Source organism: Streptomyces chrestomyceticus JCM 4735 (genome assembly GCF_003865135.1).
In the GTDB taxonomy this organism is placed as follows: Bacteria; Actinomycetota; Actinomycetes; order Streptomycetales; family Streptomycetaceae; genus Streptomyces; species Streptomyces chrestomyceticus.
Window position 1 is genome coordinate 7325879 of sequence record NZ_BHZC01000001.1, and the last position, 16231, is coordinate 7342109.

Sequence of the window (16231 nt, forward strand, 5' to 3'; positions counted from 1 at the left end):
GCGAAGGCCGCCGGTGGTCCGATACGGCTGTCACCGCCCGCCGGTACCGTGAAGCCATGACCAACGGACCGGGAGACGGACACGGGCCGGGAGACGGGCCGGGCGCCGGGATCCCCGCCGTGAGCAGCGCGATCCTCGCCATGAGCCGGCACCTGGAGGTGCGCGACGTGCTCAAGACGATCGTCGCCTCCGCCCGCGAACTGCTCGACGCCGAGTACGCCGCCCTCGGCGTGCCCGACGACCACGGCGGCTTCGCCCAGTTCGTGGTCGACGGCGTCGGTGAGGAACAGTGGAAGGCCATCGGCCCGCTGCCGCGCCAGCACGGCATCCTCGCCGCGATGCTGCACAACGCCACCCCGGAGCGGCTCGCCGACGTCCGCGCCGACCCCCGCTTCGGCGGCTGGCCCGCCGCCCACCCGGACATGTCCGACTTCATCGGCCTGCCGGTCGCCGACGGCGACGAGATCCTCGGCGCGCTCTTCCTCGCCAACAAGAAGTGCCCCAAGCCCGCGGGCGGCTGCGGCTTCACCGCCGAGGACGAACGGCTGCTCGGCATACTCGCCCAGCACGCCGCCATCGCCCTGACCAACGCCCGCCTCTACGAGCGCAGCCGCGAACTGACCATCGCGGGGGAGCGCGCCCGCCTCGCCCACGAACTGCACGACGCCGTCGCCCAGAAACTCTTCTCGCTCCGGCTGACCGCCCAGGCCGCCACCGCCCTGGTGGACCGCGACCCGGCGCGCGCCAAGGGCGAGTTGCAGCAGGTCGCCGCCCTCGCCGCGGAGGCCGCCGACGAACTGCGCGCCGCCGTCGTCGAGTTGCGCCCCGCCGCCCTGGACGAGGACGGCCTCGTCGCCACCCTGCGCTCGCAGACCCAGGTCCTGGACCGCGCCCATCACGCACACGTCACCTTCGAGGCCCAGGGCGTCCGCGCCCTGCCCGCCGCCCAGGAGGAAGCACTGCTGCGGGTCGCCCAGGAAGCCCTGCACAACGCCCTGCGGCACGCCGGCGCCGACCGCGTCGCGGTCACCCTCGTACGGCACGGCCAGGGCGCCCTGCTGCGCGTCGCCGACGACGGCCGCGGCTTCGACACCGGCGCGGTCCGCCGCGCGGGCCGTCATCTGGGCCTGGTGTCGATGCGCGACCGGGCGAGCGGCGTCGGCGGCCGGCTCACCGTGGAATCGGAGCCCGGCAAGGGCACCGCTGTGGAGATGGAGGTGCCTGGTGGGTGACACCGGAGCAATCAGGGTGCTGTTGGTGGACGATCACCAGGTCGTCCGCCGCGGACTGCGCACGTTCCTGGAGGTCCAGGACGACATCGAGGTGGTGGGGGAGGCGTCCGACGGCGCCGAGGGCATCGCCGCCGCCGAGCAACTGCGCCCGGACGTCGTCCTGATGGACGTCAAGATGCCGGGCATGGACGGCATCGAAGCCCTCCGCAAGCTGCGCGAACTGGACAACCCGGCGCGCGTGCTCGTCGTCACCAGCTTCACCGAGCAGCGCACCGTCGTCCCGGCGCTCCGCGCGGGCGCCGCGGGCTACGTCTACAAGGACGTCGACCCGGACGCGCTGGCCGGCGCCATCCGTTCCGTGCACGCCGGACACGTCCTGCTCCAGCCCGAGGTGGCCGGCGCGCTGCTCTCCCAGGAGGACGGCAACAACGGGCAGGGGCGCGGCACCTCGCTGACCGAACGGGAGCGCGAGGTCCTCGGCCTGATAGCGGACGGCCGCTCCAACCGGGAGATCGCCCGCGCGCTGGTGCTGTCCGAGAAGACCGTCAAGACCCATGTGTCCAACATCCTGATGAAGCTGGACCTGGCCGACCGCACCCAGGCCGCCCTCTGGGCGGTCCGGCACGGCATCGGCGCCTGAGAGCCGGAGGGAGCGGCGGCGGGCCGGCGGCCGGGTGTCGCCCGGCGCCGGTCCGACTATCAGGGCGTGCGCCCGTCCGCCGTCATCCCATCCGAGATTCATACCGTCGGGTGTACGTCACCCGGGTGGCGCAACCCGTCAGGCGTCCGGCCGTTCTCCATGACGTGCCGCGGAAGTCGACCGCGGCCGTTGTGAGGAGAGGTTCAGAGAAGTGAAGAACATCAAGAGGGCCGTGGCCGTCACGATCGCCACGGGCGGACTCGCCGTCGCCGGTGCCGGTATCGCCTCCGCCCAGGGTGTCGCGCAGGGCCACGCCGTGAACTCCCCCGGCGTCGCCTCCGGCAACCTGCTCCAGGTCCCGGTGCACGTCCCGGTCAACGTCACCGGCAACACCGTCTCGGTCGTCGGCGTCCTGAACCCGGCCTTCGGGAACCGCAGCCACAACTCCTGACCGCCTCCGCGCGACGGGCCGGCCCGGCCACCCACCCCCGACGGGCCGGCCTCGCCGAGCACCCGATGACCACCACCCCACGGCCCCGCGCCGACACGTGAGGAACACTTCCATGAACACCGCCAAGAAGGCCGCCTTCGTCCTCGCCACCGCCGGGCTGGCCGCCGGTGCCGCCGCCGGGTCCGCCGCCGCGACCGGACACGCGCACGCCAACGGCGCGGCCGCCAAGTCCCCCGGTGTCCTCTCGGGCAATCTCGTACAGGTCCCCGTGAGCGTGCCGGTCAACGTCTCCGGCAACACCGTCAGCGTCGTCGGTGTGCTGAACCCGGCCCACGGCAACGCCGCCGCGAACCACTGACCCACACGGCACACCCCGCCGCACCTCCCGGACCGCGTCAGCACCGCGGCCACCCGAGGCCCCGCCCGGCCGCACCCCGGCCGGCGGGGCCTTTCCCGTACGGAGACGGCCCGGCCCCGCCCCCTGCGCTCACCCCCGGCGCCGCTCCGCCTCCTCCACATACGCGTTGTACGCCGCCACCTGCGCCCGCCGCGCCGTGCGCTCCACCGGACGCAGCGCCTCGGCCCGCGCCGCCATCTCGGACGCGCTCACCGCACCGCCGTGCTCCCGCCCGTCCCCGTCGGCGCCCCGCGCGATGTCGATGAGCGCGCCGACCCGCTGCGCCAGCTCCAGCACCCGCACCGCCCGCGGCGGATAACCGGGCGCCAGCACCTGCCGCCCGGCCTCGGCCCGCGCGCGGTACGCCTCCAGCGCCGCCTGCGCGACCGGTCCGGAGCCCGCCACGTCCAGCCGGGAGAGCACCTCGGTCGCCTCCCGCAGCGCCTCCGCCAGCTCCCGCTCCGCCTCGCCGAGCGACGGCACGTCCGCCGGGGGAGCGTCCCGGACGGGCAGGCAGTGCCAGACCACCTCGACACGCACGTCCTCACGCGGCACCGCGGCGTCCTCCGGGCCGGACTCCCACACCTCCGGGACGAGCCCGAGCGCCGCCCCGGACGCCAGCACCGCCTCCTCGGCCTCCATCGCCCGCGCGTTGAACTCCGCGGGACCGCTCAGCCCCAGCGGATGACCGGGCACCGGCAGCGCCACCCGCAGGCCGGTCGCCCCCAGCGTCCGCAGCCGCCCCAGGGCGAGCGTCAGCCCGACCGGGCCCGGCTCCCCGGGCAGGCCCCGCACGCGGTGCACCGCGTCGTCCTCCGCGATCCGCTGTGCGGCTTCATCAGGTGAGACAAGCCCGGCCAACAGGGCATTTCCCCACGCGGCCAGCCGTCCCGAACGAGGTTCATCGAGCATGTCCCCAGCCTAAGGACAGGCACTGACATCGAGTGGCGTAGGTTTGCAGGGGGGATGCGCCCACAGGCGCACGAGACCGACCGAGATGCAATGGGAGACAACGCGCTCATGAGCGATGTGCTGGAGCTGGTGGACGTATCCGTGGTCCGCGAAGGACGGGCTCTGGTGGACCAGGTCTCCTGGTCGGTCAAGGAGGGCGAGCGCTGGGTGATCCTCGGCCCCAACGGCGCCGGCAAGACCACCCTGCTCAACGTCGCCTCCAGCTACGTCTTCCCGAGCACCGGCACCGCCTCGATCCTCGGCGAGACCCTCGGCAAGGTCGACGTCTTCGACCTGCGCCCGCGCATCGGCGTGGCCGGCATCGCCCTCGCCGACAAGCTGCCGCGCAGCCAGACCGTCCTGCAGACCGTGCTCACCGCCGCGTACGGCATGACCGCCGGCTGGCGCGAGCAGTACGAGGACATCGACGAGCAGCGCGCCCGCGCCTTCCTCGACCGGCTCGGCATGAACGACTACCTCGACCGGAAGTTCGGCACCCTCTCCGAGGGCGAGCGCAAGCGCACCCTCATCGCCCGCGCGATGATGACCGACCCCGAGCTGCTCCTCCTGGACGAGCCCGCGGCCGGCCTCGACCTCGGCGGCCGCGAGGACCTCGTACGCCGCCTCGGCCGGCTCGCCCGCGACCCGTACGCCCCCTCCATGATCATGGTCACCCACCACGTCGAGGAGATCCCGCCGGGCTTCACCCACGTCCTGATGATCCGCCAGGGCAAGGTCCTGTCCGCCGGACCGCTCGACCTGGAGCTGACCTCCAGCAACCTCTCGCACTGCTTCGGCCTGCCGCTGGTCGTCGAGCGCAACGGCGACCGCTGGACCGCGCAGGGCCTGCCGCTCTCCTGAAGAGCCCACCGTCCCGCCCTTCCTGACCGGACGGCCCCTGTCCCGGGCCGTCCGGCGGATCTACCATGAAGGCGTGGATCCATGGGTGTGGTGGCTCGTCGCCGCCGTAGGACTGGGCATTCCGCTCGTCGTGACCGCGATGCCCGAGTTCGGCATGCTCGCGGTCGGTGCCGTCGCCGGCGCCGTCACCGCGGGGCTCGGCGGAGGCACGGTCATGCAGTTCGTCGTCTTCGCCGCCGTCTCGGTCGCGCTGATCGCGGTGGTACGCCCCATCGCCAACCGCCACCGGAACCAACGCCCGCAACTGGCCTCGGGGATCGACGCCCTCAAGGGCCGCTCCGCCACGGTCCTGGAGCGGGTCGACGCCTCCGGCGGCCGGGTCAAGCTGGGCGGCGAGGTCTGGTCCGCCCGCGCGCTGGACGCGGACCAGGTCTACGAACCGGGCCAGAAGGTGGACGTGGTGGAGATCGAAGGTGCCACCGCGGTCGTCATGTGAGCGGACCGGCCGGTCGTCGTACGAGCGCACGGATCAGGCGAAGCGCCTGCGTGCCGGCCGGTCGCTCTGAAAGACTCGATCAAGACCGGGCCGGCACAGGCCGCCGCAGTCAGCAACCGAGGGGTACCGGGGAGCCGCAGTGCAACCGATCATCATCGTCCTGATCATCCTGGTGGTGCTCGTTTTCATCGCACTCATCAAAACGATCCAGGTCATCCCGCAGGCCAGCGCCGCCATCGTCGAGCGCTTCGGCCGCTACACCCGCACCCTGAACGCGGGCCTGAACATCGTCGTCCCGTTCATCGACTCCATCCGCAACCGCATCGACCTGCGCGAACAGGTCGTCCCCTTCCCGCCGCAGCCGGTGATCACCCAGGACAACCTGGTCGTGAACATCGACACCGTCATCTACTACCAGGTCACCGACGCGCGCGCCGCGACGTACGAGGTCGCCAGCTACATCCAGGCGATCGAGCAGCTCACCGTCACGACCCTGCGCAACATCATCGGCGGCATGGACCTGGAGCGGACCCTGACCTCCCGCGAGGAGATCAACGCGGCCCTGCGCGGCGTCCTGGACGAGGCCACCGGCAAGTGGGGCATCCGCGTCAACCGCGTCGAGCTCAAGGCCATCGAGCCGCCGACCTCCATCCAGGACTCGATGGAGAAGCAGATGCGCGCCGACCGTGACAAGCGCGCCGCCATCCTCCAGGCCGAAGGTGTCCGGCAGTCCCAGATCCTCACCGCCGAGGGTGAGAAGCAATCCTCCATCCTGCGCGCCGAAGGTGAGGCCAAGGCCGCCGCGCTGCGCGCCGAGGGCGAGGCGCAGGCGATCCGGGTGGTCTTCGAGTCCATCCACGCCGGCGACCCGGACCAGAAGCTGCTGTCCTACCAGTACCTCCAGATGCTGCCGAAGATCGCCGAGGGCGACGCCAACAAGCTCTGGATCGTGCCCAGCGAGATCGGCGACGCCCTCAAGGGCCTCGGCGGCGCCATCAACAGCTTCAACCCCGCGGGCGGCGGCGCCCCGGCCGGCGGCCCCGGCATGACCAAGTCCGCGCCCCACCGCGAACAGCCGCCCATCGACTGACCCGGTCCCTCCCAGGACCGTCCCGGTTGTCCCCAGGGCCCGCCCCCGGCAGCACGCACGAAAGTGCTGTTCCCGGGGGCGGGCCCTGGTGCATGATCAGGCCGGACCGTACCGATCATGTACGAGGGAGCCCGTATGACCGTCTGGGAAGCGCTCGCCGTCTTCGGCGCGGGCGGTGCGGCCGGCGCGATCAACGTCGTGGTCGGCTCCGGAACCCTGATCACCTTCCCGGTCCTGCTGGCCGTCGGGCTGCCACCGGTCACCGCCAACGTCTCCAACACCCTCGGCCTGGTGCCCGGTTCGCTCAGCGGCGCCTTCGGCTACCGCCGCGAACTGGCCGGCCAGGGACGCCGCATACGGCGCTTCGGCACCGCGGCCCTGGCCGGCGGGCTGATCGGCGCGGCCTTCCTCCTGGTGCTGCCCTCCGACGCCTTCGACGCGATCGTGCCCGCCCTGATCGCCGTGGCGCTCGTCCTCGTCGTCCTCCAGCCCCGGCTCGCCGCCGCCCTGCGCGCCCGCCGCGCACGCAACGGCACCACCGTCCGGGCGGACGGTGGCGCCCTGCTGCTGACCGGAATCTTCTTCGCGAGCATGTACGGCGGCTACTTCGGCGCCGCCCAAGGAGTCATCTACCTCTCCCTGATGGGCCTGCTGCTCAGCGAAGATCTGCAACGCCTCAACGCCGTCAAGAACGTGCTGGCCTTGTTCGTCAACGGCGTCGCCGCGCTCTTCTTCCTCTTCGCCGCGCAGATCGACTGGCTCGCCGTCGTCCTCATCGCCGCCGGCTCGGCCCTCGGCGGCCTGATCGGCGCCAGGATCGGCCGCCGGCTGCCGCCCGCCGTACTGCGCGGGGTGATCGTCGCCGTCGGCATCGCGGCGATCACCCAGTTGCTGCTGAGGTGACCCGCCGGACCGCTACGCCGGCAGCCCCAGCCACTCCGGCAGCTCCTCCCGTACGGAACCGGCCAGCGCCGCCACCAGCGCGTCCGCGGGCGTCGGCTCGAACGGCCGGGTCAGCAGCCGCATCCCCGCCTGCTCCGGCGTCCGGTCCGCCTTGCGGTGATTGTCCTCGACGCAGGACGCGACCGTGTTCAGCCAGTTGTCCCCGCCGCCGCGCGACCGCGGCACGATGTGGTCCACGGTCGTCGCCCGCCGCCCGCAGTACGCGCACCGGTGCTGGTCCCGCACCAGCACACCCCGCCGCGACCACGCCGCCTGTCTTCGGAACGGCACCCGTACGTACCGGCTCAGCCGGATCACCCGGGGCACCGGTACGTCCACCGTCGCGGCCCGGATACGCAGCCCCGGATGCGCCTGCTCGACCACGGCCTTGTCCTGCATGACCAGCACCAGCGCACGCCGCAGCGACACCGTCGCCAGCGGCTCGAAGCTCGCGTTGAGCACCAGTGTCTCGCGCATCCCGTCCACCTCCCGGTCCCCGTTCGCCGCTCGGCGAAGTGGCTCCACTGTGCAGCTCCAGTGATCCCCCGGACAACGCAATTTCCGCACGCCACAAGGGAGATGGGAGATGACGGAGAGGTGAAGGTACGGGTGCGAGCGAGGGGCGGAAGGAAGCACGCCACGGCGCGCAGCGGGCGGCACGCTCCGGGGCCCCACCCCCGTGCGTTCGCCGGGACCCCGGAGCGTATGGCAGCCGACGCGGCCGTCCGACACGAGAACGGACTCCGGCAGACGGCCGGCGACACACCTGCGCCCCGCCGTCCCCGCCGCTGCGGTACCGGCTGCCCGACGGCCGTCCTGCACGCCGTTCGCCAGCCATGCACCACTGTGCGAGCACAAGCGCCGGGGCGCAACGCAATTAGGGCCGGCATCCGCCCCCGGCCGGAAACGGCCAGGGTCCGGACACCGGCCCTCTTGCTTGCTCAGCCGCCGGCCGGCACCTCGTACTCGCCGATCAACTGCGCCCGCCCGATCGCGTGGAACCGCAGATTGAAGCCGACCACGGCCGGCGTCGCGTCCGCGTCCGGGCCCAGCTTCTCCTGGTCCACCGCGTACACGGTGAAGACGTAACGGTGCGGCCCGTCACCGGGCGGCGGCGCCGCACCCGTGAAGTCCCGCGACCCCGCGTCGTTGCGTACGTGGACGGCCCCCTCCGGCAGCCCCTTCATGTCACCCGTACCGGCGCCCGCGGGCAGCTCGGTGACGGAGGCGGGGATGTCGAACACCGACCAGTGCCAGAAACCGCTGCCGGTCGGCGCGTCCGGGTCGAAGCAGGTGACCGCGTAGCTGCGGGCCCCCTCCGGCGCGCCCTCCCACCGCAGGTGCGGCGAGGTGTTGCCCTCCGCCTGCACCTGCGCCGACGGGAGCCTGCCGCCGTCGGTCACCTCGTCGCTCACCACGGTGAACCCGGCCACCGGCGGATGGAAATCGTGCGGGAGCGGCCGGCGCTTGAGCTCGGACACCTGGGCACCTCCTGAGTCGCGAATGGACACCTGTCCGGCCAGGTTAGATCCTGCGCCGCGGCCCCCGGCGCCCGGCCGGGGGTGCGACACGGGCCCGTCAGAGCCAGTTGCGCCGGCCGCCGACCTCGGCCAGCCACTGGTTGAGGTACGCCGCCCAGTCCGTCTCCTGATAGCCGTCCAGCGGCACCACGAACGAGCGGTACGTGTCGCTGCCCTCGCTGAACAGCCCCGCCTTCTTGTCCATCTCCAGCACCACGTCCATCTCCCGGTCGTCCGCCACGAAGGACAGCTCGACCTGGTTCAGACCCCGGTACTGCTGCGGCGCGTAGAACTCGATCTCCTGGTAGAAGGGCAGCCGCTGCCGGGTGCCCCGGATGTGCCCCTGCTCCAGGTCCGCGCTCTTGAACCGGAACCCGAGCCGGCCGAAGGCGTCCAGCAGGGCCTGCTGAGCGGGCAGCGGATGCACGTTGACCGGGTCGAGGTCGCCGGAGTCCACCGCACGGGCGATCGCCAGCTCCGTCGTCACCCCGACGTGCATCCCGTGCAGGTGCTGCCCGAGGAACGTCGTCACCGGCGTCTCCCACGGGATCTCCAGCCCGAACGGCACCGTGTGCACCGCGCCGGCCTGCACCTCGAAGGCCCCGCCGAGCTGGAGCTTGGTGAACTCCACGTCCCGCTTGTACTCCTGCTCGCCGCCCTCGACCTCCACCCGCGCCTGGAGGCCCACCGACAGCTTCTCGATCTGCTGGGCGACCGAACCGCCCTCGATCCGCACCTCGCCCTGCACGACCCCGCCCGGCACGACGTTCTCCTCGAAGAGCACCGTCTCCACCGACGCGCCTCCGGCCCCCAAGCTGGCCAGCAGCTTCTTGAACCCCATGCTCGTTCCTCCCCAGGCAGACGCCTGTACCTCGTGTACCTCGTGTGATGCGCCGTGATCGCGGCCCGGTCGTCAGCTACCCACGCCGCACGGCGCCGGCCGGTTCCGTGGCGACACCCTCCCAACGGAACGCCCCGGTGGCCAGTCGCCCGCCCGGTGCTTCGTGTCGCTCTCCGTTACCCTTGATCCGCATGATCGTCGCACCGGACCGCCGACCGCTCACGCGGGACTTCTTCGACCGTCCCGTCCTGGACGTCGCGCCTGAGCTGCTCGGCCGCACCCTCGTACGCCGCACCCCGCAGGGACCGATCGAACTGCGCATCACCGAGGTCGAGGCCTACAACGGCTCCTCGGACCCGGGCTCCCACGCCTACCGGGGACGCACCGCGCGCAACGCCTCGATGTTCGGGCCTCCCGGTCACGCGTACGTGTATTTCATCTACGGCATGTGGTTCAGCCTCAACCTGGTCTGCAACAAGGAGGGCACCGCCAGCGGTGTACTGCTCCGGGCCGGCGAAGTGCTCACCGGAACGCAGCAGGCGGCGGAACGCCGCCCGAAGGCACGCAACGCCCGCGAACTGGCCAAGGGCCCGGCCCGGCTCGCCACCGCCCTCGACATCGACCGCTCCCTGGACGGTACGGACATCTGCTCCACCGATCCGGACCAGCCGCTCACCGTCCTGCACGGGCACCCCGCGGAGGCCGCCGAGGTGCTCAACGGGCCGCGTACGGGCATCAGCGGCGAGGGCGCCGCGCACCCGTGGCGCTTCTGGATCGACGGCGATCCCACCGTCAGCCCGTACCGCGCCCACGTGCCGCGCAAGCGCCGGAGCAGGGCTGCTTGACTCTGCGCTCCGGACCGCCTAACGTGGCCCGAGCCGCTTGACACGGGCAGCGCTGTCTGCGCGGGCCGCCGAGCGACGCAAACCCACTACCTACGAACGATCACCCCAGGCGGGGTCCTGTTTCGCTTGCCGAAATTCGAGACCGCCGCGGCGCGATTATGCGCCGCACGGGAATTCGCCTAAAGTAGTGATCACGCCGAAAGGCGTAACACGCCCCGCCGACGGGGCATCGGAAACGAATTCGATCCGGCAACGGATCGGTAATCGGATCTGATAACGTCGGAAGGGCCGGAAAGCGAGAGCTGATCGGCCGCCCGCTCCAGCAGGGGGCCGGAAACGGAAAGCGGAAACGCCGAACGGATCTGGTAAGGTTGGAACCGTGAAGAAGCCGAAAGGCCGAAACGCACCGGCGGAAATCAGGACCGCGAGGATCTGATAGAGTCGGAAACGCAAGACCGAAGGGAAGCGCCCGGAGAGCCTGGTGAAACAGGCACAAAGGAAGCGTCCGTTCCTTGAGAACTCAACAGCGTGCCAAAAGTCAACGCCAGATATGTTGATACCCCGTCCACCGGCAGCAGCCGGAGGATGAGGTTCCTTTGAAAAGCCCACCAGCATCCACGCGGTGCGGGTGGCACACACAGCGAGGACGCTGTGAACAGGAAGCCTATTCCGCTTCCTGTTCCGCTCTCGTGTGTGTTACCGGGAGAACCCGGAAACATTCACGGAGAGTTTGATCCTGGCTCAGGACGAACGCTGGCGGCGTGCTTAACACATGCAAGTCGAACGATGAACCTCCTTCGGGAGGGGATTAGTGGCGAACGGGTGAGTAACACGTGGGCAATCTGCCCTGCACTCTGGGACAAGCCCTGGAAACGGGGTCTAATACCGGATACGACACGGGATCGCATGATCTCCGTGTGGAAAGCTCCGGCGGTGCAGGATGAGCCCGCGGCCTATCAGCTTGTTGGTGGGGTAATGGCCTACCAAGGCGACGACGGGTAGCCGGCCTGAGAGGGCGACCGGCCACACTGGGACTGAGACACGGCCCAGACTCCTACGGGAGGCAGCAGTGGGGAATATTGCACAATGGGCGAAAGCCTGATGCAGCGACGCCGCGTGAGGGATGACGGCCTTCGGGTTGTAAACCTCTTTCAGCAGGGAAGAAGCGCAAGTGACGGTACCTGCAGAAGAAGCGCCGGCTAACTACGTGCCAGCAGCCGCGGTAATACGTAGGGCGCAAGCGTTGTCCGGAATTATTGGGCGTAAAGAGCTCGTAGGCGGCTTGTCACGTCGGATGTGAAAGCCCGGGGCTTAACCCCGGGTCTGCATTCGATACGGGCAGGCTAGAGTTCGGTAGGGGAGATCGGAATTCCTGGTGTAGCGGTGAAATGCGCAGATATCAGGAGGAACACCGGTGGCGAAGGCGGATCTCTGGGCCGATACTGACGCTGAGGAGCGAAAGCGTGGGGAGCGAACAGGATTAGATACCCTGGTAGTCCACGCCGTAAACGTTGGGAACTAGGTGTGGGCGACATTCCACGTCGTCCGTGCCGCAGCTAACGCATTAAGTTCCCCGCCTGGGGAGTACGGCCGCAAGGCTAAAACTCAAAGGAATTGACGGGGGCCCGCACAAGCGGCGGAGCATGTGGCTTAATTCGACGCAACGCGAAGAACCTTACCAAGGCTTGACATACACCGGAAAACCCTGGAGACAGGGTCCCCCTTGTGGTCGGTGTACAGGTGGTGCATGGCTGTCGTCAGCTCGTGTCGTGAGATGTTGGGTTAAGTCCCGCAACGAGCGCAACCCTTGTTCTGTGTTGCCAGCATGCCCTTCGGGGTGATGGGGACTCACAGGAGACTGCCGGGGTCAACTCGGAGGAAGGTGGGGACGACGTCAAGTCATCATGCCCCTTATGTCTTGGGCTGCACACGTGCTACAATGGCCGGTACAATGAGCTGCGATACCGCGAGGTGGAGCGAATCTCAAAAAGCCGGTCTCAGTTCGGATTGGGGTCTGCAACTCGACCCCATGAAGTCGGAGTCGCTAGTAATCGCAGATCAGCATTGCTGCGGTGAATACGTTCCCGGGCCTTGTACACACCGCCCGTCACGTCACGAAAGTCGGTAACACCCGAAGCCGGTGGCCCAACCCCTTGTGGGAGGGAATCGTCGAAGGTGGGACTGGCGATTGGGACGAAGTCGTAACAAGGTAGCCGTACCGGAAGGTGCGGCTGGATCACCTCCTTTCTAAGGAGCACTTCTTACCGGCCTTCGGGCTGGTCAGAGGCCAGAACATCGGCGAATGTCCGGTGCTGGTTGCTCATGGGTGGAACGTTGACTACTCGGCACACTCGGTATGGGGATCACTAGTACTGCTTCGGCGTGGAACGTGTATCACCAGACGAGGGTGTCGGGCACGCTGTTGGGTGTCTGAGGGTGCGAGCGTTGCTCGCCCTTCAAACGCCGGCCCCAGTGAACCGGTCCGTCAGGGCTGGGTGGTGGGTGGCTGGTCGTTGCTTGAGAACTGCACAGTGGACGCGAGCATCTGTGGCCAAGTTTTTAAGGGCGCACGGTGGATGCCTTGGCACCAGGAACCGATGAAGGACGTGGGAGGCCACGATAGGCCCCGGGGAGCTGTCAACCGAGCTTTGATCCGGGGGTGTCCGAATGGGGAAACCCGGCAGTCGTCATGGGCTGTCACCCATACCTGAACACATAGGGTATGTGGAGGGAACGCGGGGAAGTGAAACATCTCAGTACCCGCAGGAAGAGAAAACAACCGTGATTCCGGGAGTAGTGGCGAGCGAAACTGGATGAGGCCAAACCGTATTGGTGTGATACCCGGCAGGGGTTGCCAGTGCGGGGTTGTGGGATCTCTTTTCTGCAGTCTGCCGGCTGTGGGACGAGTCAGAAACCGTTGATGTAGGCGAAGGACATGCGAAAGGTCCGGCGTAGAGGGTAAGACCCCCGTAGCTGAAACATCAGCGGCTCGTTTAAGAGACACCCAAGTAGCACGGGGCCCGTGAAATCCCGTGTGAATCTGGCGGGACCACCCGCTAAGCCTAAATATTCCCTGGTGACCGATAGCGGATAGTACCGTGAGGGAATGGTGAAAAGTACCGCGGGAGCGGAGTGAAATAGTACCTGAAACCGTGTGCCTACAAGCCGTGGGAGCGTCGCGCAAGAACTTGTTCTTGCGTCGTGACTGCGTGCCTTTTGAAGAATGAGCCTGCGAGTTTGCGGTATGTTGCGAGGTTAACCCGTGTGGGGAAGCCGTAGCGAAAGCGAGTCCGAAGAGGGCGTTGAGTAGCGTGCCCAAGACCCGAAGCGGAGTGATCTAGCCATGGGCAGGTTGAAGCGGAGGTAAGACTTCGTGGAGGACCGAACCCACCAGGGTTGAAAACCTGGGGGATGACCTGTGGTTAGGGGTGAAAGGCCAATCAAACTCCGTGATAGCTGGTTCTCCCCGAAATGCATTTAGGTGCAGCGTCGTGTGTTTCTTGCCGGAGGTAGAGCACTGGATAGGCGATGGGCCCTACCGGGTTACTGACCTTAGCCAAACTCCGAATGCCGGTAAGTGAGAGCGCGGCAGTGAGACTGTGGGGGATAAGCTCCATGGTCGAGAGGGAAACAGCCCAGAGCATCGACTAAGGCCCCTAAGCGTGTGCTAAGTGGGAAAGGATGTGGAGTCGCAGAGACAACCAGGAGGTTGGCTTAGAAGCAGCCATCCTTGAAAGAGTGCGTAATAGCTCACTGGTCAAGTGATTCCGCGCCGACAATGTAGCGGGGCTCAAGCACACCGCCGAAGTCGTGTCATTGCAGTACATACCTCTAACGGGGACTGTGATGGGTAGGGGAGCGTCGTGTGCCGGGTGAAGCAGCACCGGAAGGTAGTTGTGGACGGTTCACGAGTGAGAATGCAGGCATGAGTAGCGATACACACGTGGGAAACGTGTGCGCCGATTGACTAAGGGTTCCTGGGTCAAGCTGATCTGCCCAGGGTAAGTCGGGACCTAAGGCGAGGCCGACAGGCGTAGTCGATGGACAACCGGTTGATATTCCGGTACCCGCTTTGAAGCGCCAAACATCGAATCAGGCGATGCTAAGTCCGTGAAGCCGCCCTGAGCTCTTCGGAGCGTAGGGGAGTGGTGGAGCCGATGATCCAGACTTGTAGTAGGTGAGTGATGGGGTGACGCAGGAAGGTAGTCCAGCCCGGGCGGTGGTTGTCCCGGGGTAAGGGTGTAGCCCGTCATCTAGGCAAATCCGGATGACATGGAGGGTGAGACCTGATGCCGAGCCGATTGTGGTGAAGTGGATGATCCTATGCTGTCGAGAAAAGCCTCTAGCGAGTTTCATGGCGGCCCGTACCCTAAACCGACTCAGGTGGTCAGGTAGAGAATACCGAGGCGTTCGGGTGAACTATGGTTAAGGAACTCGGCAAAATGCCCCCGTAACTTCGGGAGAAGGGGGCCATTGCTGGTGATGAGTCTTGCACTCTGAGCTGGTGGTGGCCGCAGAGACCAGCGAGAAGCGACTGTTTACTAAAAACACAGGTCCGTGCGAAGCCGTAAGGCGATGTATACGGACTGACGCCTGCCCGGTGCTGGAACGTTAAGGGGACCGGTTAGCTCCATTTCGGTGGGGCGAAGCTGAGAACTTAAGCGCCAGTAAACGGCGGTGGTAACTATAACCATCCTAAGGTAGCGAAATTCCTTGTCGGGTAAGTTCCGACCTGCACGAATGGCGTAACGACTTCTCGACTGTCTCAACCATAGGCCCGGTGAAATTGCACTACGAGTAAAGATGCTCGTTTCGCGCAGCAGGACGGAAAGACCCCGGGACCTTTACTATAGCTTGATATTGGTGTTCGGTTCGGCTTGTGTAGGATAGGTGGGAGACTGTGAACTCGTCACGCCAGTGGCGGGGGAGTCGTTGTTGAAATACCACTCTGGTCGTGCTGGATGTCTAACCTGGGTCCGTGATCCGGATCAGGGACAGTGTCTGGTGGGTAGTTTAACTGGGGCGGTTGCCTCCTAAAGAGTAACGGAGGCGCCCAAAGGTTCCCTCAGCCTGGTTGGCAATCAGGTGTTGAGTGTAAGTGCACAAGGGAGCTTGACTGTGAGACTGACGGGTCGAGCAGGTACGAAAGTAGGGACTAGTGATCCGGCGGTGGCTTGTGGAAGCGCCGTCGCTCAACGGATAAAAGGTACCCCGGGGATAACAGGCTGATCTTCCCCAAGAGTCCATATCGACGGGATGGTTTGGCACCTCGATGTCGGCTCGTCGCATCCTGGGGCTGGAGTCGGTCCCAAGGGTTGGGCTGTTCGCCCATTAAAGCGGTACGCGAGCTGGGTTTAGAACGTCGTGAGACAGTTCGGTCCCTATCCGCTGTGCGCGTAGGAGTCTTGAGAAGGGCTGTCCCTAGTACGAGAGGACCGGGACGGACGAACCTCTGGTGTGCCAGTTGTCCTGCCAAGGGCATGGCTGGTTGGCTACGTTCGGAAAGGATAACCGCTGAAAGCATCTAAGCGGGAAGCCTGCTTCGAGATGAGGGCTCCCTCCTCCTTGAGAGGGTAAGGCTCCCAGTAGACGACTGGGTTGATAGGCCAGATATGGAAGCCTGGTAACGGGTGGAGTTGACTGGTACTAATAGGCCGAGGGCTTGTCCTCAGTTGCTCGCGTCCACTGTGTGGTTCCCGGGTTGCGAACAGTCGCAGCGTCGGTTGAACCAAGTTCCACTGTTTCATTCTTTAATTGAAGAGTGTGCTTGTTCGCTAGAACCCGATAGGGTTTCGGTGGTCATAGCGTTAGGGAAACGCCCGGTTACATTCCGAACCCGGAAGCTAAGCCTTTCCGCGCCGATGGTACTGCAGGGGGGACCCTGTGGGAGAGTAGGACGCCGCCGAACAATCTTTGGAGGACCCTTGGTCCCAGCGTTCACGCTGGGGCTGAGGGTCCTTTTTTG

13 protein-coding genes and 3 rRNA genes are annotated in these 16231 nt (G+C 67.0%); 12 read left to right on the top strand and 4 right to left on the bottom strand.

Annotated elements, in window-relative coordinates; genetic code table 11:
• The first annotated feature begins 56 nt into the window (after positions 1-56).
• The 4 genes from EJG53_RS32060 (at position 57) to EJG53_RS32075 (ending at position 2681) form a co-directional block, all read left to right on the top strand.
• Positions 57-1232, top strand: coding sequence for a GAF domain-containing sensor histidine kinase (locus EJG53_RS32060; RefSeq protein ID WP_125047868.1), 1176 nt, complete (start codon positions 57-59; stop codon positions 1230-1232).
• Positions 1225-1872 (top strand): response regulator, encoded by a 648-nt coding sequence (locus tag EJG53_RS32065; RefSeq protein WP_031010353.1) that lies wholly within the window; start codon positions 1225-1227, stop codon positions 1870-1872. Before EJG53_RS32060 ends, EJG53_RS32065 begins: the two co-directional genes overlap by 8 nt.
• Before the next feature lie 211 nt (positions 1873-2083).
• On the top strand, positions 2084-2323 hold the full coding sequence (locus tag EJG53_RS32070) for a chaplin (RefSeq protein WP_125047869.1): 240 nt from the start codon (positions 2084-2086) through the stop codon (positions 2321-2323).
• Positions 2324-2435: 112 nt separating this feature from the next.
• The gene (locus tag EJG53_RS32075) at positions 2436-2681 is read left to right on the top strand and encodes a chaplin family protein (protein ID WP_031010348.1); all 246 of its coding nucleotides are present in this window, start codon (positions 2436-2438) and stop codon (positions 2679-2681) included.
• Between the two features lie 129 nt (positions 2682-2810).
• On the opposite strand, the gene EJG53_RS32080 is transcribed toward EJG53_RS32075, so the two are convergent.
• The gene (locus tag EJG53_RS32080) at positions 2811-3632 is read right to left on the bottom strand and encodes a hypothetical protein (RefSeq protein WP_125047870.1); all 822 of its coding nucleotides are present in this window, start codon (positions 3630-3632) and stop codon (positions 2811-2813) included.
• Between the two features lie 108 nt (positions 3633-3740).
• Here EJG53_RS32080 and EJG53_RS32085 point away from each other — a divergent pair, with 108 nt between their 5' ends.
• From EJG53_RS32085 to EJG53_RS32100, 4 genes are all read left to right on the top strand, one after another.
• Positions 3741-4532, top strand: a complete 792-nt coding sequence (locus EJG53_RS32085; protein ID WP_125047871.1) for an ABC transporter ATP-binding protein — start codon at positions 3741-3743, stop codon at positions 4530-4532.
• Between the two features lie 85 nt (positions 4533-4617).
• Positions 4618-5028, top strand: a complete 411-nt coding sequence (locus EJG53_RS32090) for an NfeD family protein (RefSeq protein WP_031010343.1) — start codon at positions 4618-4620, stop codon at positions 5026-5028.
• A gap of 139 nt (positions 5029-5167) precedes the next feature.
• Positions 5168-6118, top strand: coding sequence for an SPFH domain-containing protein (locus tag EJG53_RS32095; RefSeq protein ID WP_031010341.1), 951 nt, complete (start codon positions 5168-5170; stop codon positions 6116-6118).
• Between the two features lie 135 nt (positions 6119-6253).
• Entirely contained in the window at positions 6254-7021 is a 768-nt protein-coding gene (locus tag EJG53_RS32100) for a sulfite exporter TauE/SafE family protein (RefSeq protein ID WP_125047872.1), read from the top strand.
• Between the two features lie 12 nt (positions 7022-7033).
• On the opposite strand, the gene EJG53_RS32105 is transcribed toward EJG53_RS32100, so the two are convergent.
• The 3 genes from EJG53_RS32105 to EJG53_RS32115 all read right to left on the bottom strand — a co-directional run bounded on the left by EJG53_RS32105 (position 7034) and on the right by EJG53_RS32115 (position 9421).
• Positions 7034-7537, bottom strand: a complete 504-nt coding sequence (locus EJG53_RS32105; protein ID WP_125047873.1) for an HNH endonuclease — start codon at positions 7535-7537, stop codon at positions 7034-7036.
• Positions 7538-8001: 464 nt separating this feature from the next.
• A complete protein-coding gene (locus EJG53_RS32110) occupies positions 8002-8541 on the bottom strand; it encodes a YbhB/YbcL family Raf kinase inhibitor-like protein (protein ID WP_125047874.1) in 540 nt (179 codons plus the stop codon).
• Between the two features lie 97 nt (positions 8542-8638).
• Complete coding sequence (locus EJG53_RS32115; protein ID WP_125047875.1) at positions 8639-9421, bottom strand: sporulation protein; 783 nt, start codon at positions 9419-9421, stop codon at positions 8639-8641.
• A gap of 191 nt (positions 9422-9612) precedes the next feature.
• On the opposite strand from EJG53_RS32115, the gene EJG53_RS32120 reads away from it, so the two are divergent.
• From EJG53_RS32120 to rrf, 4 genes are all read left to right on the top strand, one after another.
• Positions 9613-10266 carry a DNA-3-methyladenine glycosylase gene (locus EJG53_RS32120; RefSeq protein ID WP_125047876.1) on the top strand — a complete coding sequence of 218 codons (654 nt, stop codon included), beginning with the start codon at positions 9613-9615 and terminating at the stop codon, positions 10264-10266.
• A 718-nt stretch (positions 10267-10984) separates the two neighbouring features.
• A 16S ribosomal RNA gene (locus tag EJG53_RS32125) occupies positions 10985-12513 on the top strand.
• A gap of 302 nt (positions 12514-12815) precedes the next feature.
• Positions 12816-15936, top strand: a 23S ribosomal RNA gene (locus tag EJG53_RS32130).
• 121 nt (positions 15937-16057) lie between these two features.
• A 5S ribosomal RNA gene (gene rrf, locus EJG53_RS32135) occupies positions 16058-16174 on the top strand.
• Together the 16S, 23S and 5S rRNA genes form the textbook arrangement of a ribosomal RNA operon.
• Positions 16175-16231 lie beyond the last annotated feature (57 nt).